The organism is Acidobacteriota bacterium (genome assembly GCA_039028635.1).
Taxonomy (GTDB): domain Bacteria; phylum Acidobacteriota; class Thermoanaerobaculia; order Multivoradales; family JBCCEF01; genus JBCCEF01.
On record JBCCHV010000015.1, the window covers coordinates 82,358 to 102,253 of the forward strand.

Annotated in this window: 13 protein-coding genes; 5 read left to right on the forward strand and 8 right to left on the reverse strand. The window is 67.6% G+C overall.

Annotated features, from left to right (window positions below; genetic code table 11):
• Positions 1 to 177: 177 nt before the first annotated feature.
• Both AAF604_08765 and murJ read left to right on the forward strand, forming a co-directional pair.
• Positions 178 to 3,084 (forward strand): M14 family zinc carboxypeptidase, encoded by a 2,907-nt coding sequence (locus AAF604_08765; protein MEM7049738.1) that lies wholly within the window; start codon positions 178 to 180, stop codon positions 3,082 to 3,084.
• A gap of 9 nt (positions 3,085 to 3,093) precedes the next feature.
• Positions 3,094 to 4,710, forward strand: a complete 1,617-nt coding sequence (gene murJ, locus AAF604_08770; GenBank protein MEM7049739.1) for a murein biosynthesis integral membrane protein MurJ — start codon at positions 3,094 to 3,096, stop codon at positions 4,708 to 4,710.
• Positions 4,711 to 4,936: 226 nt separating this feature from the next.
• On the opposite strand, the gene guaB is transcribed toward murJ, so the two are convergent.
• The 4 genes from guaB to AAF604_08790 form a co-directional block, all read right to left on the reverse strand.
• Positions 4,937 to 6,406 (reverse strand): IMP dehydrogenase, encoded by a 1,470-nt coding sequence (guaB, locus tag AAF604_08775; protein ID MEM7049740.1) that lies wholly within the window; start codon positions 6,404 to 6,406, stop codon positions 4,937 to 4,939.
• A gap of 109 nt (positions 6,407 to 6,515) precedes the next feature.
• On the reverse strand, positions 6,516 to 7,553 hold the full coding sequence (locus tag AAF604_08780) for a hypothetical protein (protein MEM7049741.1): 1,038 nt from the start codon (positions 7,551 to 7,553) through the stop codon (positions 6,516 to 6,518).
• Between the two features lie 25 nt (positions 7,554 to 7,578).
• Entirely contained in the window at positions 7,579 to 10,293 is a 2,715-nt protein-coding gene (gene secA, locus AAF604_08785; protein MEM7049742.1) for a preprotein translocase subunit SecA, read from the reverse strand.
• A 503-nt stretch (positions 10,294 to 10,796) separates the two neighbouring features.
• Positions 10,797 to 11,651 (reverse strand): M23 family metallopeptidase, encoded by an 855-nt coding sequence (locus AAF604_08790; protein MEM7049743.1) that lies wholly within the window; start codon positions 11,649 to 11,651, stop codon positions 10,797 to 10,799.
• A gap of 367 nt (positions 11,652 to 12,018) precedes the next feature.
• Between AAF604_08790 and AAF604_08795 the strand changes: the two genes are divergently transcribed.
• Complete coding sequence (locus tag AAF604_08795) at positions 12,019 to 13,200, forward strand: glycosyltransferase family 4 protein (protein MEM7049744.1); 1,182 nt, start codon at positions 12,019 to 12,021, stop codon at positions 13,198 to 13,200.
• Here AAF604_08795 and AAF604_08800 read toward each other — a convergent pair whose 3' ends face one another.
• Genes AAF604_08800 through AAF604_08810 form a run of 3 tightly spaced genes read right to left on the reverse strand, consistent with a single transcriptional unit; the run spans position 13,201 to position 15,762 of the window.
• Complete coding sequence (locus tag AAF604_08800; protein ID MEM7049745.1) at positions 13,201 to 13,998, reverse strand: ABC transporter ATP-binding protein; 798 nt, start codon at positions 13,996 to 13,998, stop codon at positions 13,201 to 13,203. It lies immediately after the preceding gene.
• Positions 13,998 to 14,762 (reverse strand): ABC transporter permease, encoded by a 765-nt coding sequence (locus tag AAF604_08805; protein MEM7049746.1) that lies wholly within the window; start codon positions 14,760 to 14,762, stop codon positions 13,998 to 14,000. The genes AAF604_08800 and AAF604_08805 overlap by 1 nt, the downstream gene beginning before the upstream one ends.
• A gap of 34 nt (positions 14,763 to 14,796) precedes the next feature.
• A complete protein-coding gene (locus AAF604_08810) occupies positions 14,797 to 15,762 on the reverse strand; it encodes a glycosyltransferase family 2 protein (GenBank protein MEM7049747.1) in 966 nt (321 codons plus the stop codon).
• A gap of 120 nt (positions 15,763 to 15,882) precedes the next feature.
• Between AAF604_08810 and AAF604_08815 the strand changes: the two genes are divergently transcribed.
• Entirely contained in the window at positions 15,883 to 16,374 is a 492-nt protein-coding gene (locus AAF604_08815) for a flavin reductase family protein (protein ID MEM7049748.1), read from the forward strand.
• A 176-nt stretch (positions 16,375 to 16,550) separates the two neighbouring features.
• Here the strand turns inward: AAF604_08815 and AAF604_08820 are convergent, their stop codons facing one another.
• Positions 16,551 to 18,008, reverse strand: coding sequence for a glycosyltransferase family 39 protein (locus AAF604_08820; GenBank protein MEM7049749.1), 1,458 nt, complete (start codon positions 18,006 to 18,008; stop codon positions 16,551 to 16,553).
• A 167-nt stretch (positions 18,009 to 18,175) separates the two neighbouring features.
• Here AAF604_08820 and AAF604_08825 point away from each other — a divergent pair, with 167 nt between their 5' ends.
• The gene (locus AAF604_08825) at positions 18,176 to 19,585 is read left to right on the forward strand and encodes a sulfatase (GenBank protein MEM7049750.1); all 1,410 of its coding nucleotides are present in this window, start codon (positions 18,176 to 18,178) and stop codon (positions 19,583 to 19,585) included.
• The last annotated feature ends 311 nt before the right edge of the window (positions 19,586 to 19,896 follow it).

Genomic DNA, 19,896 nt, shown 5'->3' on the forward strand with positions numbered 1-19,896 from the left:
GCATAGAGCAGGAGGGACAGGCGACGGAAGCGGCGGGCGAGGTTTGGAGAAGGCGGAGCCTCGGGATAGATTGCAGAGCTATTGTGCGATCAGGTGCCCTGCCGCGGGGCGCGCCGGAGCGATGACACCGGCGTGCCGTCTGCAGCCGGCCCGTATCGAGACGTGAGGAGAGCGGTCATGAAGCTGCGCAACATGATGGCCCCCATCGGGGTCCTTCCGGTTTTCGTTCTGGTTCTGGCAATCGCGCCCCTGTCGGCTCAGTCGGTGGACACGCCGGAAGCCGGCAGTGCGGAGGCGATTCGGGCCGCCACCACCGCGGAGCGCTACCTGCCGGACTCGGTGGCGTCGGTACCGGAGTCGGATTCGGTCCCTTCGCCGGCGGATGTCTTGGGCCACATCGCCGGCGCTCCCGACGTGCTGAGCACGACGGCCGAGGTGCACGGCTACTTCCGGCGCCTCGCGGAAGCCAGCCCACGGGTTTCCCTCGAGGTGCTGGGGAAGAGTGAAGGCGGCCGCGAGATGGTGCTGGTGGCGATCTCCTCCGAGGGTCAGCTGGCCAACCTCGATGCGATCAAGGGCCAGAGTCGGCGCCTGGCCGACCCCCGCCGTACCAGCGAGGTCGAAATGGGCAGCCTGGTCGCCGAGACGCCGGCGGTCTACTACCTGCTCGGCGGGCTGCACTCGCGCGAAACCGGATCGCCGGAGATGCTGATGGAGCTGGCCTACCGGCTGGCGGTCAGCGAGCGCCCGGAGATCCAGCGCATGCGCCAGCGGCTGGTGGTCTTGATCACGCCGGTGGTCGAGCCCGATGGCCGGGACCGGGTGGTGGAATGGTATCGCCGCCACCTCGCCGGCCGGACGAAGGCGGACGGCAGCGCTCTCGAGTGGCGGGACATTCAGGAGATCGCTTCGCCGCCCTACTGGGGGCGCTACATCTTCCACGACAACAACCGCGACGGCATGCAGCGCACCCAGGCCCTGACGCGCGCCGTTCAGGGGGTCTTCTTCGATTACCGGCCGCAGGTGATGCACGACCTCCATGAGTCGTTGCCTCTGCTCTACATCTCGACCGGCCACGGCCCCTACAGCCCGGCGGTCGATCCGGTGACCATCAACGAGTGGACCCAGATGGCCCACCATGAGGCGTCGACCCTGCAGGCGCAGGGTCTTCCCGGGGTTTGGGTGTGGGGCTTCTGGGACGGCTGGTGGCCCGGCTATCTGGTATCCGTGGCCCACAACCACAACGCCGTCGGACGGTTTTACGAGACTTTCGGCAACGTCCACCCGGGAACCTTCGAGCGCGACCTCTCGGAGGTGCGCTTCCTCGGCGAGAAGGTCACCGAGGTCGAGTGGTACCGCCCCTGGCCGCCGGCGGAGAAAGTCACCTGGTCGATGCGCAACAACACCAACTTCATGCAGGCCGGCGTGTTGGCGGGCCTCGACTATGCCGCCCTCCACGCCGACCAGCTGCAGGAGAACCTCTGGCGCAAAGCCTCGCGAGCGATCGAAAACGGCCGCGACGAGGCTCCCCACGGCTGGGTCTTCGATCGCGAGCAGCGCGATCCCGGGCGGCTGGCGAGCCTCGTCGAACTGCTCCTCGAGCACCGCATCGAGGTCCATCGCCTGGTCGACTCGGTGACCCTCGGGGAGGAGGAGGTCGCCGCCGACTCCTACGTCGTGCGCTTCGATCAACCGGCCCGCAACGGCGCTCTCAACTTCCTCTCGCGACAGGAGTTTCCCAAGGACGAGCCCAATCCGCCCTATGACGACGTCGCCTGGACCTGGCCTCTGCTGCACGGCGTCAGCGGCCGGTTGATCGACGATCCGGCGTTGTTGAAGGCTCCCATGGCGGCGGTCGCGGCGCCCCTGCCGCGGGCCGGGGGAGTGCAGGGCAGCGACTTCGGCACCGGTCTCTTCCTGCTCGCCGACCGCGGTCAGACCTCCCTGCTGAGAGCCCGTCTCTACCTCGCCGACTACCAGGTCGATGCCGCCGAGGAGGCCTTCTCCGACGGTGGCGTCGACTACCCGGTGGGGAGCTGGTTGATTCAGGCGCCGCGCGCCCTGGTGGAGCAGGTCGCCGCCGAGCTCGGCCTCGAGGTGCGCCCGGCGCTGGCGGTGCCGTCGGTGCGCCGGCACGTGGTCGACCTGCCGCGCGTCGGCGTCGTCCACACCTGGGTGCGCACTCAGGATGCTGGCTGGGCGCGCTACAGCCTTGACCGGCAGGGTCTGCAGTACGAGCTGGTCAGCCCCGACGATCTGCGCCGCGGCGGACTGCGCAGCCGGTTCGACGTGTTGCTCTTCCCGCCGGCGGTTTCGAGCCTGCGCCGCATGATCCACGGCATCGACCGCCGCTGGAGCCCGCTGGCCTACACCCAGACCACCGAGTTTCCCTCCCATGGGCTGCCCAATTCTTCGCCGGACATCACCGGCGGCATGGGCTTCGCCGGCCTGCTCGAGCTGCAGCGCTTCGTCGAGGACGGGGGAGTGCTGGCGGCCTTCGGCAACGGCACCGTGCTGCCCGTCGAGGGCGGGCTGGTGCCGCGGGTTGGGCGCGCCCGGCAGGCGGTTCGGACGCCGGGATCGGAGCTCGCGGCACGGGTGGTGAGGCCGGATCATCCTCTGACCTACGGATATCAGGAGCGCACCAGCGTCTTCCGCGGCAACGGTCTTCTGTTCGAGGTCGACGAGCGTGAGGAGGCGCGCATCGTGCTGCAGTTCGGCGATGCCCTCGAGGAAGAGGAGAAGCCCTCTCTGGCCGCCGAGGAGGTGGTCGAAGAGGAGATCCTCGACGACGAGCTGTTGGTCGAGGAGGAGATCCTGGTCGGCGAGAACGAGCTCGAAGTCGAGGAGCTGCCGGTGCCCGAGGAGGTCGCCGAACCGGAAGTCGAGGATCGCCCCTTGGTGCTGTCGGGCTTCGTCGATCATCCGGACCGGGTGGCCGGCAAGCCGGCCATCGCCGACCTGCCGGTGGGGCAGGGGCGGGTCGTCCTCTACGCCTTCAACCCGCTCCATCGGCATCTCAATCCGTCCGACTTCCGCTTCCTCTTCAACCTCATCTTGCACTGGAATGACCTGCCCGACTGAGGCCCGGCGGTGGTGACTCGCAAGAGCGCTGCCGGCACGGTGGCGCTGGGCATCTTCGCCAGCCGCATGGCGGGCTTCGTGCGCGAGCGGATCATCGCCCACTATCTCGGCGTCGGAGCCCTCTCGGACGTCCTGCAGGCGGCTCTGCGGGGGCCGAATCTGCTGCAGAATCTCCTCGGCGAGGGCACCCTCTCGGCCTCCTTCATCCCGGTCTACAGCCGTCTCCTCGAGGCCGGGCGCCGCGACGAGGCGGGACGCCTCGCCGGCGCCGTCTTCTCACTCCTGGTGTGCGTCGCGGGAGGGATCGCTCTCCTCGGTTTCCTGTTCGCCGAGCCGCTGGTGGCCCTGTTGACGCCGGGCTTCAGCGGCGACGCGGCGCGGGTGGCGGCCGGCGAGATGAGTGTCGATCGTTTTCCCTTGGCGGTGGCGGCAGTGCGCTGGATCTTCCCGATGGCCGGGCTTCTGGTGCTCGCCGCCTGGTGCCTCGGCGTGCTCAACAGCCATCGGCGCTTTCTGGTGCCCTACCTGGCGCCGGTGGCGTGGAGCGCGGCGATCATCGCCGGCTTGGTGTACGGTGCTCGTCAGGTGGCCGGGGGCGAGGCCCCGAGCGACCGCCTGCTATTGGCGGCCTGCGCTGGTGCGTTGGTCGGTGGCGCTCTGCAGCTCGCCGTCCAGCTGCCCTTCGTAGTCGGCTTGCTGCGCGGCTTCCGCTTGTCGCTATCGCCTGGCGTGCCGGGCCTGCCGGCGGTGTTGCGCGCCTTCGGGCCGGCGGTGGCCGGACGCGGCGTCTACCAGCTATCGAGCTACCTCGACAATTTTCTGGCTTCTTTTCTAGTCGCCGGCGCCCTGTCCGGGCAGCGCTACGCGCAGTTTCTCTACTTGCTGCCGATCAGCCTCTTCGGCATGGCCGTTGCCGCCTCCGAGCTACCGGAGCTCGCCCGCCTCGGCGAGGCCGGGCGAAAGCGCTTCGTCGAGCGTCTCGACGGCTCGCTGCGCCAGATGCTCTTCCTGGTGCTGCCCACGGTCCTCGGCTACTGGTGTTTCGGCCTGCTGTTGGTGGGGGGCCTGTTTCGCACCGGTGAGTTCGACGCCGTCAGCCAGCAGCAGGTCTACCTGGTGCTCTGCGCCTACACCCTGGGCCTGCCGGCGACGGCGACTTCGCGCCTGTTCCAGAACTCCTTTTTCGCCCTCGGCGACACCAAGACGCCGGCGCGCATTGCCGGCGCTCGCCTGCTGATCTCGCTGGCTGTCGGCATTCCGGCCATGCTCCTGCTCGACCGCATCGCCCTCGGCGAGGGCTCTCAGGGACCGCTGTTTCTGGGCGTCGCCGGACTGGCTTTGGGGTCGGCCGCCGGGGCCTGGGGAGAGCTCGGGCTGTTGCGTCGCCGCTTGCAGGCCACCATGCCGGACTTTCGCCTGCCCTGGAGCGGGGCTGGGGGTATGGTGCTGGCGGCTTTGCTCGCCGCCGTCCTGCCGGCCCTGCTGTGGTATTTCTTGCCGCCATCGTGGCCGCTGGCGCTGGCGGCGGCTCTGGTGGTGGGGCTCTACGGCGGCAGCTATCTCGGGATTGCCTGGCGTCAGCGGCGCCCGGAGCTACGGGCCTGGCTCGGCCGCTTCGCTCCCTAGTAGATGCTGATAATTTGCGTAGCAAATTATCAGCATCTACTGTCCTTCCAGGAGGGCTAAAGGCGCCCCCCTCAGGCGCACGCGCATGTCGTGCGCCTTCACCCCCGTCCTCAGCGGCTTTGCCGCTGCCTCGCCCGCTGGGCTCGGGAGCTCTTGAGGAACCAAGAAATGCCGCGAGCCGGCTTCGCCGCCAAGCTCGGTTCCAGGTTGTCTTCTCAGCAGCCTGCTAGCGGTCGACCCAGTAGTTGGGAGCTTCCTTGGTGATCGTCACGTCGTGGGCGTGGCTTTCCTTGAGGCCGGCGGCGGTGACCCGCACGAAGCGCGCCTGGGTGCGCATCTCCTGGATCGAGGCGCAGCCGGACAGGCCCATGCCGGCGCGTAGGCCGCCGATCAGCTGCAGCAGCATCTGGTGGACGCTGCCCTTGTAGGGCACCATGCCCTCGATCCCTTCGGGCACCATCTTGCCGTTGATGTCGGAGGCCTGCTGGAAGTAGCGGTCGGCGCTGCCCTGGGCCATCGCACCCAAGCTGCCCATGCCCCGATAGGCCTTGAACTGGCGGCCCTGGTAGAGGATGGTCTCGCCGGGGCTTTCTTCGGTGCCGGCGAGGAGCGAGCCGATCATCACCGCCTCGGCGCCGGCGGCGACCGCCTTCGAACAATCGCCGGAGAACTTGATGCCGCCATCGGAGATCGCCGGGATGTCGTGCTCGGCGGCGGTACGGGCGCACTCCAGGACGGCGGTGATCTGCGGCACGCCGGCGCCGGTGACGACCCGGGTAGTGCAAATGCTGCCCGGTCCGATGCCGATCTTGACGGCGTCGGCGCCGCGCTCGATCAGGGCCTTGGTGCCTTCGGCGGTGGCGACGTTGCCGGCGATCAGGGCGACGTCCGGGAAACGCTCCCGCACCTGGGTGATGGCTTCGAGAACGCCGCGGCTGTGGGCGTGGGAAGAGTCGAGCACCAGAACGTCCACCTTGGCGTCCACCAGGGCGGCGGCCCGATCGAGGAAATCCCCCGAGGCGCCGATCGCGGCGCCGACCCGCAAGCGCCCGAGGTTGTCCTTGCAGGCGCGCGGGTAGTCCATCATCTTCTGGATGTCCTTGACCGTGATCAAGCCGGTCAGGTTGCTGTCGTCGTCGACCACCAGCAGCTTCTCGATGCGGTGCTTGTGGAGCAACGCCTTGGCCTGGGCGAGGGTGGTGCCTTCGGGCACGGTCACCAGGTTCTCGTGCGTCATCAGCTCTTCGACGGGCCGCTCGAGGTCGTCCTCGAAGCGCAGGTCGCGGTTGGTCAGAATGCCGACCAGGTGGCCGCTGCCGTCGGTCACCGGAACACCGGAGATCTTGTAGCGCGACATCAACGCCAAGGCTTCGCGGATGCGCGCCTCGGGATGGATGGTGACGGGATCGACGATCATGCCCGACTCGCTGCGCTTGACCTTGTCCACCTCGGCGGCCTGGTCGTCGATGGAGAGATTCTTGTGGATCACGCCCAGGCCGCCCTCCTGGGCGATGGAGATCGCCAGGCGTGCCTCGGTGACGGTGTCCATGGCGGCGGACACAAAGGGCACGTTGAGGTTGATGCCGCGGCACAGGCGGGTGGTCAGATCGACCTGATTGGGGTGGACTTCGGAGAGCCCGGGCACCAGCGAAACGTCGTCGAAGGTGAGGGCGATGGGGATGGCCTCGTCGAGCATACGGGATTCTAATCGCCCCTCTGGTCGTCGGTCCAGCCCGGGTCTGAGGAGGTTCGCGGCGACCGTCGGCACACTTCCGACGGCGGGTCGCGGTCGCCCCGAATGGACCTCAGAATTCTTCGTCGTGGACCATCGCACGAAGCGCCTCGCGCAGGCCTCTCAGCTCGAGGCGGGTCTCGACCCGGGCTCCCTCGGCTCGCGCCTCGGAGGTCACCGTCAGGCCGTGATCGAGGCGCTCGCTCCCGCTCAGCCTTCGGGCCCAGCGCTGCGCCGCTCCGGCGCCGCGACAGGTCAGCCAGAGCTCGGCGGTCAGCGCGTCGGCATCGACCAGGTCGAGACTGAACTGACCATCGACGACGTCGGACACCTGTTCGAGAGACTCGGCCGCGTCGCGCGCTGGAAACATCTCGAGGAGCTTGCCGAGGGCCGCTTCGAGCAGGCCGCTGCCGGCCGGCAGGCGACCGAACAGATCGCCGTGGGTCAAGGACTCGTCCGTCGCCAGGGCGGGCGGTGCCCGATCCGAAGAACCGTCCTCCAAACGATCGATGCCGATCTCGAGGGTCTCGCGGCTGGCGGCGGCGAGCAGGGTAGTGCCGTGGAAGGCCATCACGATCTCGCCGAGATCTTGTACCCGGTGGTCGCGATAAACGGCGTCCGAAACCTCGGCTTGGCTCTCGACGATGGTCTTGATCAGGCGAGGGAAGCTGCGCAGATTGATGGCGGCGAGGATCTCTGCAGCTTCGGCTCCGGCAGGTTGCTCGAAGGCGACGGTGACCTCGCGGGGTAACCACATCTGAAGATTGGCGGCGCCCTGGTTCTGCTGCATCTGCTCGAAGCCGCGCAGGAACTCTGGCAGGTCGGAGCGCGAGCCCTCGGCCGCCTGGACCTCGCCGATGAACACCGTCAGCAGCTCGGCGATGCCGGCATCACCGGCCGGGTCGGGGAGCGCGACATAGCCCTGGGACTGCGGACCGAGGATCTTCTCGGAGGCCACCTGGGGACCGCTGCCGAAGAGCCAGAAGGCAGCGATGGCGAGGGCGATGCCGGCGACGACCAGTAGTCCGCCACAGCCCAAGGCCAGGCCCACCAGCCAGCGCGAGGCCTTGCTGGAGGCCGACTTCGGGGGAGGCCCCGCAGAGCCGCTCATCGCCGACGGCGCGGACGGCGGTGCATCATCCGACGCTCTGCTTGGCGCCGTGGCACTTCTTGTACTTCTTGCCGGAGCCGCAGGGGCACGGTGCGTTGCGCCCCACCTTCTCGCCCTGCCGCTTGACCGTCTTGGGGCCGGTCTCGGGGACCGCCGACTTGCGCGGGGCGTTGAGCTGGTACTTCGGCTTGGGCGCCTGCTGGCGCCGCCGGCGCTGCTCGTCCATCTGCTCCTCGCTCGCCGGCTCGAGGCGGAAGAGGGTCTTGATGATGGTGTCCTCGATCCGTTCCTTCATCGCCTGGAAGAGCTCGAAGCTCTCGCGCTTGTACTCGTTGAGGGGGTCGCGCTGGCCGTAGCCCCGCAGGCCGATGCCCTCCTTGAGGTGGTCGAGGGCGAGCAGGTGGTCCTTCCAGGACTGGTCGACGACGCGCAGCATGACGTCGCGTTCGAACATCCGGGTCAGGCCCTCACGCAGCTCCTCGAGGCGCTGCTCCTTGTCTTCGTACTTGGCCTCGATGGCCTTCCAGAGGTGCTCGCGCAGCTCGTCTGTACCGAGCTCTTCGAGGTCGACCTCGAGCTCGTGGACGTTGATGTCGAAGTAGGCGAGCACTTCCGTGCCGAGCTCCGAGAGCTTCCAGTCGAGGGGATCGCTCTTTTCCGGGCAGCAGTCGTCGATCAGGAAGTCGAGCACGCCGGAGCTGATCTCGAGCAGGTACTCGCGCCCTTCGGTACCGGCGAGGATGTCGCGGCGCAGGCGGTAGACCTCCTCGCGCTGCTTGTTCATCACGTCGTCGTACTCGAGGAGGTGCTTGCGAATCTCGAAGTTGCGGCCCTCGACCTGCTTCTGAGCCCGCTCGATGGCCTTGCTGACCATGTTGGCCTCGATCGGCTCGCCTTCCTCCATGCCGAGGCGGCCCATCAGGCCCTTGACCCGGTCGCCGGCGAAGATGCGCATCAGGTCGTCCTCGAGGGACAGGTAAAAGCGCGACGAGCCGGCGTCGCCCTGGCGGCCGGAGCGGCCGCGGAGCTGATTGTCGATGCGGCGCGACTCGTGGCGCTCGGTGCCGAGGATGTGGAGGCCGCCGGCGGCAAGCACCTCGTCGCGCTCGCGAGCGCAGCTCTCCTCGAAGCGTGCGACGGTCTCGGCGAACGCTTCTGGCTCCTTCTCCGGATCGACCTCGGCGCGGGCCAGGCCCTCGGGGTTGCCGCCGAGGACGATGTCGGTGCCTCGGCCCGCCATGTTGGTGGCGATGGTGACGGCACCGCGCCGCCCCGCCTGGGCGACGATCGCCGCCTCGCGCTCGTGGAACTTGGCGTTGAGCACGACGTGCGGCACGCGCTTGGCCTTGAGGCGCTTCGAGAGCATCTCGCTACTCTCGATCGAGACGGTGCCGACGAGGGTCGGCTGGCCGCGACCGTTGGCGTCGCGGATGTCTTCGACGACGGCGCTCCACTTCTCACCCTCGGTGCGGTACACCAGATCCGCCCGGTCGTCCCGCACCATCGGCTTGTTGGTCGGCACGACGGTGACGTCGAGCTTGTAGATCTGCCCGAACTCGGTGGCCTCGGTGTCGGCCGTACCGGTCATGCCGGCGAGCTTCTCGTACATGCGGAAGTAGTTCTGGAAGGTGATCGTGGCGAGGGTCTGATTCTCGCGCTTGATCTGCACCCCTTCCTTCGCTTCCACCGCCTGGTGCAGGCCGTCGGACCAGCGCCGTCCGGGCATCATGCGGCCGGTGAACTCGTCGACGATCACCACCTCGCCGTCCTTGATCAGGTAGGCGACATCCTTCTTGTAGAGATGGTGGGCACGCAGGGCGCTGTTGACGGCGTGAATCATCTCCATGTTGGCCGGGTCGTAGAGATTGCTCAGGCCGAGGAGCTCTTCGACGCGACCGACGCCTTCGTCCGTGAGGGCCACCGACTGAGACTTCTCGTCGACCAGGAAGTGGCCGGTGGTGAGCTTGTTGCCGTCCTCCTCCTCGATCTCTTCGCCGCGTACCAATTTCGGAATGATGGCGTTGATGCGGTAGTACTTGTCCGTCGACTCCTCCGACGGGCCGGAGATGATCAGCGGCGTGCGCGCCTCGTCGATCAGGATCGAGTCGACCTCGTCGACGATGGCGTAGTGGTGATCGCGCTGCACCATCGAGGCGAGATCGAACTTCATGTTGTCCCGAAGGTAGTCGAAGCCGAACTCGTTGTTGGTGCCGTAGGTGATGTCCGAGCCGTAGGCTTCCTTGCGCTCGGCGTCCGTCAGGTTGCTCTGGATGACGCCGACGGAGAGCCCCAGGAAGCGGTAGATCTGGCCCATCCACTCGGAATCGCGCCGCGCCAGGTAGTCGTTCACCGTCACCACGTGCACACCCTTGCCGGTCAGGGCGTTGAGATATACCGGCAAGGTGGCCATCAAAGTCTTGCCCTCGCCGGTCTTCATCTCCGCGATGCGACCGCGGTGAAGCACCGCACCGCCCACCAGCTGGACGTCGTAGGGACGCATCCCGACGGTGCGCTTGGCGGCCTCGCGGGCCACCGCGAAAGCTTCCGGCAGCAGGTCGTCGGTGGTCTCGCCGTCGGCCAGGCGCTGGCGAAACTCGTCCGTCTTGGCGATCAGCTCGGCATCCGAGAGAGCCTCCATGGTGGGCTCGAGAGCATTGACGCTTTCGACCACCGGGACCATCTTCTTGAGGTCGCGGGCATGCTGACTGCCGAACAGCTTGGTGAGGACTTTGTTGATCATCGCGTTCTCGCGGAAAGTTGAAACATCGGAGGAGCGGTGGACGCCGCCACAGGGGCTTCCTATCGACGGAGTGGACTGCGCTTACGACGCCTGCACCGGGATTGAGAAACCGCTCGGACCAGAACCTTCAGTCTAGCAAAAAGATTCCCCCGAGAAGGCCTCTGCCACCGGCCGCCAGCGGGGCGGGAGCCCGGGGCAGCAGCGAGATTGGCGTACCCGAGTCAACGGCAAAGAGTCGGTCACAGCAAGGCAGCGGTGCAGCCGCTGAGAACGGGGATGCCTGGCCGGCCGCAAGCCGCACAAAATGCGCGCGGGGCCGGGCGGCCTGACCGGGCGGCCTGAACTTTCCTGGGAACTCCGGAACCTGAACGAAGAAGCCGTCTGCTAATTAGCAGACGGCTCCGAGGGCGAAGCCCGAGGCGGCGGCGGAAGCCGCCGGGGATGGGGGTGAAGGCGAACGACATGTGCGTTCGCCTGAGGGGGGCGCCTAGCCCCCCTGAAACTCAGAACCGGTCGAGGATGTAAGCGCGCGGATCGACGGCCGAGCCGTCGACGTGGACTTCGTAGTGCAGGTGATAACCGGTGGCGCGGCCGGTGTTGCCGATGTAGCCGATGACGTCGCCCCGCTGCACCTCCTCGCCGGCCTCGACCTCGAGCTGCGACATGTGGCCGTAGCGGGTGGTCAGGCCGAATCCGTGAGCGAGATAGACGGCATTGCCGAGGGCGCCGATGCGGCCGGCGCGAGCCACCACGCCGTCCGCCGAGGCGCGGACCGGGGCTCCGGGAGCGGCCGAGATGTCAACGCCGTGGTGGAAGGCACGCTGGCCGGTGATCGGGTCGCGGCGATGGCCGTAGCCGCTGGTCAGGATGCCGTTGGCGGGAGCGATCGCCGGCGTTGCCGAAATCCAGCGCAGGCGCTCTTCGAGGCGACCCTCGATGACGTCGAGCTGGCCGCCGAGGCCTTCGAGGCGGGCCGACAGGCGATCGACCTCACCGCGCGGGATGAGGGCACCGCCGATGCCGGCCTCATTGCCTTCGGCGCCAGGATCGAGGCCGGCGACGATGGCGAGCTGCACGGTGCGCTCTTCGTAGTCGGCAAGGCGGGTCTCGAGCTCGAGGATGCTGTCCTCGAAGTTTTCGTTGACGTCGCGGAGGTCGACGTTTTCTTGCCGCAGGCGAACGATCTCATTGCGGTCGACGCTCTTCGACAGGTAGGCCCAGGTGATGAAGGCAGTGCCGAAGATGAGAAGGGCGAGGGTCGCGACCGCCAGCCGAATCTGCAGGCTGGAGATTTTCCACTTGCGAAGCTTGGCTCGCGCGTGGGGAACGAAGATCAGTGTGTGGTGTTCCCTACTCATTCGCCGGATTTGAAACTCCGTGAGTGCAGCGCCAGAAAGACGATTCGGTGAAAAATCCCAACTAACTGCAAGAGGATGACTTAACGTCAAGGACCGGAAGATTTTAGCCGGGCTGGCTCGGTTGTCAAGCCTCGTTTTCTGTGCAGTTGATCAGTTATGTGACGGCGGCATGAAGGCCGGTTCTACGGGCTGCGAGAAGGCGGCATCGGAGCGTAAGTGCGTCTCTTCAAGCACTTTTCGCTGCCAGCTACAGGGGTTGCAGCATAAGGTGAATCATCGAAGCGTGAGTCGGGCCGAGGGCGGCGGGTGAGAATTCTCCTGGGCGGACTGCGGACGAGGCTACAATCCCGACGCGCCCAAGAACTCCATGAAACTGCTCTGGATCACCACCAAGCCCATCCTGCCGCCGGTCGATGGTGGCCGTTTGCTCCAGCTCCGAACCCTCGAAGGCATCGTCGCCGCCGGTGCCGAGATCACCCTGGTGGCTCCGCTCCTCGGCGCGCCGCCGGAGGACGGCCTGGGCGACCTGGTGCGGGAGTGCCACTGGGTTCCGGTAGCGCGCGGCCTTGGTCGTCAGGTCGCCGGGCTGCGGGCGGCGAGCGGACTGCCGTTGGCGATCGCCCGGCACCGCTGGCGGGCGGTCGAGAAGCGGGTCGCGGAGCTGGTCGCCGGCCGCCCCTTCGACGGTGTTCAGGTGGAGCACATCCAGGCGATGCCGCAGGCCCGGCCGGCCCTCGAGGCGAGGCTGCCGCTGATCCTTCGAGCCCACAACGTCGAGAGTGACATCTGGCGTCGCACGGCGGCCCATCGCGGCGGCCCCGTCGGCTGGCTGAGCCGAGCCGATGCCGGCCGCCTGGCCCGCTGGGAAGGCGAGACGGTGGCCGCTGCGCCTCTGACGGCGGCTCTTTCGCAGATCGACGCCGACCGCCTTTCGCAGCTCGCCGGCGGCCGCGGCGAGGTGGTCGTGGTGCCGCCCTCGTTTCCCGGCGGCATGGCGGCCGGCGAGCCGCTGCCAGGGGCGCCGGCGGTGGTGGTGCTGGGAAGCGGCGGTTGGCTGCCCAACCGCGATTCGGCGCAGTGGTTCGTGCATCACGTCTGGCCGGCCGTCCGCCAGCGCTGCCCGGCGGCGCGGCTTCATCTCTTCGGCCTGTGGCGGGCGCGAGATCTGCCGCCGGAGAAGGCGGCCTTGGGGATCGAAGCCCACCCTGCGCCGGCCGACATCGCCCGCGCCTTTGCGGCTGGCTCGGTGCTCGCCGTGCCCTTGCGCCTGGGGTCCGGTGTGCGGATCAAGATCCTCGAGGCCTGGGCTCGCGGAGTAGCCGTGGTGTCGACACCGCAGGGGGCCGAAGGTCTGGTGCGGCGCGATGGAGAAGGCCTCCTGCTGGCCCGAGACGGTGCCGAGTTCGCCGCCGCCGTCGAGCGCCTGGCGGATCCGGCGGTGGCGGCGGAGCTGTGTGCCGAAGGCCGGCGTCGGCTCGCCGAGCACCACGATCCGCTGGCTCTGGGGCGGCGCTTCCTCGAGCTCTACGCGAGCCAAAGGCCGGGGTAGCTACTCTTCTTCTTCCGAAGCCGCGCTCGGGGGCGACTTGGCTTCCACCGGCGGCAGGCCGCCGACGGCCGTCTCTTCGTAGGCCGCGAGCACCTCTTCCGGCGGTCCGTCCAGGCGCAGGCGGCCCTGTTCGAGCCACAGACAGCGGTCGCAGCTAGCGCGGATGTTCTCCGGGTTGTGGGACACCAGGAAGATGGTGGTCTTGGCCTCGGAGAGCTCGTGGATCCGGCGCTCGCACTTCTGCACGAAGCGGGCATCGCCGACGGCGAGGACCTCGTCGAGGATCAGGACGTCTGGAACCCAGGCGGTGGCGACGGCGAAGCCGAGGCGGGCCAGCATGCCCGAGGAGTAGTTGCGAATCGGGGCGCGAATGAAGTCGCCGAGGCCACTGAACTCGACGATCTGCTCGACCTTGGGCTGGATCTCGGACTTCTTGCGGCCGAGCAGAAGAGCGTTCAGGTAGATGTTCTCGAGGCCGGTGAGCTCGTGGTCGAAGCCGGTGCCGAGCTCGAGGATGGGGGCCACCTTGCCGCGCGTCATCACCCGGCCTCGGGTGGCCTTGAGGACCCCGGAAATGACCTTGAGAAGGGTCGACTTGCCGGCGCCGTTGCGTCCGATCACGCCCACCCGCTCTCCCACTCCGACGGTCAGATCGATGCCGTCGAGGGCCCAGAGCTTCTCGTAGGTGAGGGCTCCCTTGACCCAGTGGATGGCGTACTCCTTGATCGAAGGAATGCGCTGCTTGGCGAGGCGATAGCAGAGGGACACGCCCTCCATGCGAACCGAGGCCTGGCTCATCAGACGTAAAAGGCGATGCGATCGGAGGAGCGCCTGAAGGCGATGATGCCGACCGCCAGGGCCCCGGCGGTGATGATCACGGTGACACCGAGGTGGCTCAACGGGGGGATCTTGCCGAGATAGATCGGATCCCGGAAGACCTCGAGGACGGAGCGGATAGGATTGAAGCGCACCAGCGGCAGGTAGCGCTCCGGAATGATCGCCATCGGGTAGAAGACCGGCGTCAAGTACATCATCAAGGTCAGCACGACATTGACCAGCTCGAGGACGTCGCTGAAGAAGGCGGCCAGGGGTGAGAGCAGCAGACCGGCCCCGAGGGTGAACAGGCCGGCCAGCAGGATAGCCACCGGAAGAAACCATAGGGCCGGCTTCAGGGGGTGGCCGGTGACCAGCAGCAGGAGCAGCAGCGGTGGCAGCGCCAGCAGCAGATTGAGCACTCCGGAGATCACCGAGGCGACCGGAAAGACCGCCTTCGGCACCGGTAGCTTGGTGAGCAGAGTGGCGTTGATGCGCAGGCTGTTCATGCTGGTGACGACGCTCTGCGAGAAGAAATTCCAGAACAGGATGCCGGAGAGGGCATAGACCGGAAAGTTCGCGACGTCGAAGCGGAAGACAGCGCTGAACACGACCTGCAAGACGAGCATCGTCAGCAACGGCTGGAGCATCGTCCACAGGAAGCCGATGATCGACCGGCGGTAGCGCACCTTGAGGTCGCGCTGCACCAGGTAGAAGACGAGGTCGCGGTATCGCAGGAGCTCATTCATGGCGCGAAGGGCCTGTTCTACAACGGCCGACGCTTCAGGGCAAGGGAGAGATTTCCCGGCGCGCGGCGCGCAGGGCTTCGGTGTCGCGGTCGTAAGCCTGGCGCTCGGCGGCGGAGCGCCACGGGCGCAGGCAGTTTCGCGCCAGGAGACGGAGCCCCGATCCCCAGCGCAGGGCGCGGCGGACGCGGCCCGCGAAGCCGGCTCCACGGTGTTTGGCGGCCCAGGTCAGGAGATCCTGCCAGAGCAGCGCCGAGTGTTGGCGGTCGATGGTTTGACGCGATCGATGCTCTTGGATGGTGGCCCCGTGGTGGTGGACGACCTCGAAACCGGGCACCAGGGCGACCTTCCAGCCGGCCTTGCCGACCAGGTGGCAGAGGTCGAGATCCTGGGCATACAAGCGAAAGGTCTCGTCGAAGGGGCCGATCTCTTGCCAGAGGGGACGACGAATGGCGAGGGCGGCACCGGTCACCCAGCCGACGACGCCGGACGAGGTGTTCCGCCCGGCTGGCTTGAGGCGGCGATAGCCCGGCAGGCGGGCGAGGGTGGCCGGTAGGGCGCTGGCCTGAGAAAAGAACCAGAGCAAGCCGGGGAGCTCGCCGGCGCTCCATTGGGGACGGCCGTCGGGATAGAACAGGTGGGCGCCGCCGACGCCGAGCCGCGCGTCTTGAGCGAAGGCGGCGAGCAGGGCGGTCAGGGCGCCGGGGCGAACCTCCGTGTCGCTGTTGAGCAGCAGCAGCAGCTCGCCGCGGGCTCGCGCCATGCCTTGGTTGGCGGCCCGGGTGAAGCCCCGGGGGCTTTGGTTGCGCACCACCTCGGTCTTGGGGTGGCGCGCCGCGAGGGCTTCGGCGGTGCCATCGCGGCTGCCGTCATCGACCACGATCCACTCGCTCTCCCCGAGCCCTTCCCGGTCCTCGGCGGCGGCCAGACTGGCGAGGCAGCAGAGGGTCAGCTCGCGGGTCTGGTGGGTCGGGATGACGATCGAGAGGGCGGGCTTGGTCATGGCCGCCAGGGATCATAGCCGGAGGCCGGGGGAAGGTTATGATTCGCGGCAACAAAAACCATTCTGCCGTCCGGCATCGGAGCGAAGGTGGTGCCGGCTGGATTCGGCAGGGAGAATGAGATGGCCATAACGTCCGAGGACTACCGCACCGCACTACGCAACTTTCCCTCCGGGGTCACCATCGTCACCATCCGAGCCGGCGAAGAGGTGCACGGCCTCACCGTGTCGGCGTTCGCTTCCGTGTCGCCGGATCCACCGCTGGTGGCGGTGATCATCGATCAGCGTCACCATGCCTCGAGCCTGCTCGAGCAGGATGATGCTTGCTTCGCGGTCAATATCCTGCACGAGGGGCAGGTCGATCTGTCGAACCGCTTTGCCTGGGTGAAATCCGAGGACCGCTTCGCCGAAGGCGATTGGGGCGCGGCCGAGACCGGCGCGCCGATCCTGCTCGACTCCCTCGCCTGGCTCGACTGCCGCATCCACTCGCGCCATGCCGCTGGCACCCACACGCTCTATATCGGCGAGGTGCAGGCGATGGGGGCTCCCCAGTCCGAGTCGCCACCGCTGGTCTACTGGAACCGCGGCTACCGCAAGATCGTCGATTCGGCCTAGTCCGCCCTTCTCACGAGGTTTCCTGGCGAGAGGCCGTAGGTTCTTGAAGATGCAAGGCATTCGGCGCTGCCACGACGCCGCCGTACTCGACGTACTGCGAGGAGAGCAGGCGACGGAAAACGCAGCAGATTCGGGGACGTACGGACTCGCAGCGGAAAGCTGGTGAGAAGGGCGGGCTAGTCCGACACGTTTTCGTTGCGCGCCGCCGATTGGCGATGAGCCCTCGGTCGCCGCCGCCAGAGGGCGGCGAGGGAGCCCATCAAGATGAGCGTGCCGATGTACTCCACCGGCAGGAAGTAGCGCTCGACGAAGATGAAGCCGATCGCTACGTTGACCACCAAGAGGTAGGAGATGCCGACCAGCGACAGGGCCAGCAGCATGCGTCGGCGGTAGGGACGCCAGAGGGTGATCGGCAAGCCGACGAAGAGAGCGCTGACGAACAGCCAGCGGCTGCCGCGCCAGGCGCGATAGGCGGGCCCGACCTCGGGCGGTCGCTGCGGCAGGGTGCTGAAGTCGATACCGCCGTAGGTGGCGAAGTCGCGGCCGACGCTGGGGTCGATCTCGACCGGCCGTGAGAGGTCGGCGTTGCCGGGCTCACCGGTGAAGAAGCGTCCCACGGCTTGCAGGAACTGCAGCCCGAACTGCAGTGGGTGTCGGCACAGAATGCGCCACGAGGCATGTAGCAGAGCCTTGTTGGTATCGACGAAGCTGCCGCCGTAGCGCTGCTCGCGGAGCTGGTGGGCGGTGCTGGTGAAATCCCAGATCTGATAGCTGCCGTTGCGCTGCAGGGACTCGAGGTCCGAGAGCAGGACGTCGCCGCCGGCGAAGCCCTCGAGGTCACCGGCCTCGGCGAAGCGCGCCACCGAGCCCCACAAGACCCAACCGCTGAAGCCGCTGGTGCCGGCCCCGAGGTCGACCTCGCCGGTGCTGCTGCGGGAGAAGACGGCGGAGTACCCGAGGTAGACGCAGACGGTGACCACGGTCGCCGTCACCAGGCCGCGCAGAGCCTGCCGGCGACCTTCCCGGCGCAGCAAGAGAAGGGCCGCCATCACCAGGTAGAGGGCTGGCAGATAGGCCCAGATGGCGCGGAACAGGAGGGGAAGCACCGCCGCGATGCCGAGCACCAGGCCGCGTCGAGCCGAAGGCCTTTCGAGATAGAGAAGGAGACCGACGAGGGAGAGAGCGAGCACCGTCGAGGTGACCGCGTCGGACAGCATGAAGCGCTCGATGACCAGGTTGCCCGGCGACAGGGTGACCAGGAGGGCGGCGACCAGAGCGAGGCGCGGACCGGCGGTGAGGAAGCGGCGACCGACGAAGTAAACAATCGGTGCCAGCAGGGCTCCGGTGAGGCTCTGAAACAGCATCAAGGCCTTGATGTGGACCCCACCGGTGAGCAGGAAGACCAGCCGGATGAAGAGACCGTAGCCGAGGGGGCGAGGCCACGAGGCGCGCAGGGTGACGGCGTCCTGGAGATAGCTTCCGGAGTCGGAATGGAACGCCAGGGTGTGATCGACGGCCAGAATCAGCAGCTTGATCGCAGCCGCACCGGCGAAGATCAGGACGAGGCTGCGAAGGCGCACTGGACTCAGGGCTTGGACGATGCGCTGGAAGCGGTCCGTAGCGAGAAAGGCCATGAAATCTCCAGATGGATTCGCCGAATCGAGACTTGAGCATGACTTTATGGCGAGCGTCGGTCAAGGGGCGGATATGATGGCGCGGCATGACGCGACAGGGCTCTCGAGGAGGTCGGCGCGAGCCTTCCGCGGACGCTGAGAGACCGCCGAAAAACGGCAGGAGAGCGGTGAACGGAAATCCCCTCAGGGTGCTGGCGGTCCTCGCCTTGGTCGGCCTCGCGGTAGCGCTGTTGCTGTGGGGGAGATCCCGGCCATCGGCGTCCCATGCCGCCGCGGCGGTGGTTGCCGATGGCGCCGGGTCGAGTCCGCTGGCGGCGCCGCGCTCGGTCCTGGTGCTCGATATCGACACCCTGCGGGCGGACCGCCTCGGGGCCTACGGCAACCAGCGCCTCACCAGTCCCACCATCGACGCGCTGGCGGCCGAGGGTTACCGTTTCGCCTGGGCCTTCAGCCAGGCCCCCCTGACACCGCCGTCCCAGGCCTCGATTCTGACCGGCAAGTACCCCAGCACCCACGGCGTGGTGGGGCGCGGCCGTCGACTCTCGGGCGAGCACGTCACCCTCGCCGAGGCCTTCCGCTGGCGCGGCTTTCGCACGGCCGGCTTCGTCGACGGCGGCTACATGAACCGCGGCTTCGGCACTGCCCAGGGATTTCAGACCTTCGTCGACCGGCGCACCGGTCTCGAGAAGATCGGCCCGCAGGTGGTGAGCTGGCTGGAAGAAAACGGCGACGAGCCGTTCTTCATGCTGGTGCACACCTATGACGTGCACACGCCCTACGATCCGCCGCCGGAGTACCGTTCCCTGTTCCTCGATGGACTGGAGGCGCCGACCCCTGGCTTCGAGCCCACCAGCGAAGCTCTGGAGGCGGTTCGGCGAGCCGTCTGGTGGGATCCCGAGGCCCGCCTGCCGGAGCGCGACGTGCACTACTCCCTGGCGCTCTACGACGCCGGGATCCGCTACGTCGACGATTGGGTCGGGCGGTTTCTCGACACCCTCGAAGAGCTCGGCCTGCGCGATTCCACCCTGGTGGTGGTGATCTCCGACCACGGCGAAGAGTTCCAAGAGCACGGCTCGGTGCTGCACGAGAAGCTCTACACGCCGGTCACCCACATCCCCTTGATCCTGTCCTTCCCCGGCTGGCAGCGCTCCGCGGTGGTCACCCAGACGGTGCAGTCCATCGACCTCATGCCGACCCTCCTCGACCTGATCGACGCTCCGATCCCCAAAGGAGTTCAAGGGCGCTCCCTGGTGCCGCTGATGGAGGGGCGCGACACGGGCGAGTATCCGGCCTTCAGCGAATCACGCCTCTTCGGCCGTCAGCGCACCGTCGCCTGGGGCCGGTTCCGCTTCCACTACACCATCCGCGGCGCCCTCACCGAGCTCTTCGACTTCCGCGCCGATCCCCTCGAGCTCCAGCCCTTGCCGGAAGACGACCCGCGGCGCTTGAGCCTGATGCGCCGCGCCCTCGCCGACTGGGACGACCAGCTCCGCGCCGCCCCGCCACCCTCCACCGGCGTCGCGAAAGTACGCAGCGAAACCCGCGACCAGCTCCGCGCCCTGGGCTACCTGCAGTAGCGACCAGCCTCGGGGTCGGCCTCATCCTGCGAAGAGCGAGCCTGACGATAGAAGCGGGCGGTTCGGGAGCCGAGATCGGCTCGGCAATGGCTGGCCGCATGGCCGGGGGTATGAAGGCCGGTCGTATGGCGGACAACCTGCGAGCGCGGCGGTCAAATGCTCCGAATCCGGTCTTCTTCACGGGGCCACCGCTACTCAGCAGGCGAGCACCGATTCCGGTCCGTTTCACGGGCCGTCTGCTACTCAGCAGACGGCCTCCGAGCGCGTAAGCGCGAGGCGGCGGCATCGGCCCCCAGGACGGGGGGGAGCCC

Coding starts and splice junctions, on each gene's coding strand:
- AAF604_08765 (MEM7049738.1), top strand. CDS start 178: ATGAAGCTGCGCAACATGATGGCCCCCATCGGGGTCCTTCCGGTTTTC.
- guaB (MEM7049740.1), bottom strand. CDS start 6,406: ATGCTCGACGAGGCCATCCCCATCGCCCTCACCTTCGACGACGTTTCG.
- AAF604_08780 (MEM7049741.1), bottom strand. CDS start 7,553: ATGAGCGGCTCTGCGGGGCCTCCCCCGAAGTCGGCCTCCAGCAAGGCC.
- secA (MEM7049742.1), bottom strand. CDS start 10,293: ATGATCAACAAAGTCCTCACCAAGCTGTTCGGCAGTCAGCATGCCCGC.
- AAF604_08790 (MEM7049743.1), bottom strand. CDS start 11,651: ATGAGTAGGGAACACCACACACTGATCTTCGTTCCCCACGCGCGAGCC.
- AAF604_08795 (MEM7049744.1), top strand. CDS start 12,019: ATGAAACTGCTCTGGATCACCACCAAGCCCATCCTGCCGCCGGTCGAT.
- AAF604_08800 (MEM7049745.1), bottom strand. CDS start 13,998: ATGAGCCAGGCCTCGGTTCGCATGGAGGGCGTGTCCCTCTGCTATCGC.
- AAF604_08805 (MEM7049746.1), bottom strand. CDS start 14,762: ATGAATGAGCTCCTGCGATACCGCGACCTCGTCTTCTACCTGGTGCAG.
- AAF604_08810 (MEM7049747.1), bottom strand. CDS start 15,762: ATGACCAAGCCCGCCCTCTCGATCGTCATCCCGACCCACCAGACCCGC.
- AAF604_08815 (MEM7049748.1), top strand. CDS start 15,883: ATGGCCATAACGTCCGAGGACTACCGCACCGCACTACGCAACTTTCCC.
- AAF604_08820 (MEM7049749.1), bottom strand. CDS start 18,008: ATGGCCTTTCTCGCTACGGACCGCTTCCAGCGCATCGTCCAAGCCCTG.